The sequence below is a fragment of the Streptococcus suis genome (assembly GCF_002964045.1).
Lineage (GTDB): Bacteria > Bacillota > Bacilli > Lactobacillales > Streptococcaceae > Streptococcus > Streptococcus suis_U.
Genome location: NZ_POPB01000452.1, coordinates 1 through 1,184, shown reverse-complemented (window position 1 = coordinate 1,184; position 1,184 = coordinate 1). Strand labels below are relative to the sequence as shown.

General features: G+C 45.4%; 2 protein-coding genes. Both read right to left on the bottom strand.

Features of this window, described 5'->3' with window-relative positions; translation table 11 throughout:
* The coding region (gene tnpC, locus C1E99_RS11530) for an IS66 family transposase (protein ID WP_105207629.1) at positions 1-1,040 on the bottom strand (1,040 nt) is incomplete at its 3' end.
* Positions 994-1,182, bottom strand: coding sequence for a transposase (locus tag C1E99_RS11525; RefSeq protein ID WP_238146236.1), 189 nt, complete (start codon positions 1,180-1,182; stop codon positions 994-996). The genes tnpC and C1E99_RS11525, both read right to left, overlap by 47 nt.
* Between the last annotated feature and the right edge of the window lie 2 nt (positions 1,183-1,184).

The window sequence follows — 1,184 nt, the reverse complement described above, 5'->3', positions numbered from 1 at the left end:
AGGCTATACTCTATTGCAGTACCCAATTTGGAGCCTGGCAAGACAGCCTGTTCACGGCACCAATCAAAGAACTCGTCCATCAAGGGAGCCAACTCTGTCTGTCGTTTATGCAGTCGCTCCTCAGTAGACAAGTCAGCCCAGTCATTCTCCAAGGCAAACAGGCGGTCGCAATAGGCTAAACCCTTAGCTCCTAAAGAAGTCTTGTCGGTCTTCTTAGGAGTCGCATCAAAGAACTTTCGTCTAACATGAGCCCAACAGCCAACTAGCTGAGCCTGGTCTAATTGCCGATAAGCACTCCACATGTCACAATGTACGTAACCTGTATAATCTCCAAGAAATTCCTCCACAACCAAGCCACTCCGACGCTTGTCGTGATGATAGAGGGTGATACCCTTTTTCTCATGCTTCCCAGATAAGAATGTCCAGTAGAAGGTCATCTGGCTATCATTTTCTAGAACCTTATAGGAGGTTTCATCCGCATGGAGAATAGGCTGCTCCAACAATTTCTCGTGCAACAGGTTATAAATCGGCTCGAAATAATACTGACTAGACTTGATGTGCCAGTTAGCTATTTCCTTCCGACTGATGGGTAGGCCAAGCTTGTGCCAATCCTCTTCCTGACGGTAATTTGGCACCTTCAGATTGAATTTCTGGTGAATGGTGTGGGCGATGATAGAGGCTGAACCCAAGCTGTGTGCCAAAGGTGCCTTAGGAACAGGAGCCTTGATAATCTTATCGCTTAGATTCTTCTGACTACATGCCTGACACTTGTATGCGTGTTGAACATGGTCAATCCGCTTTAATTGTGCGGGAATGAAGATCAACTCTTGTCGTTGAACAGTAGAACCAATCTCTTTCAACTGACCATGACAGTCTGGACAAGTGCAGTCTTCGCCCTGCAATTCGTGATGAACAATCTCTGGAGTGAATTGACTAAAAATAGCCTGACGAACTCCCTTAGCTTTCTTGCGTTTATAAGTAATGGTTTCTGTTTCAACTGGGTAAGTCAGCTTCTTCTTCAGGGAGACTTTCCTCCCCAAACAAGCTCAGCTGACCTGGTTGATACACAACCTTCTCTGATGATTTTCCGTAGAGTTTCTGTCTCAGATACTCAACCTGTTCACGAAGGAGGGTCAACTCGTTGGTAAGTTGTTCAATCGTTGAGGTCTGTTGTTTAATAATTT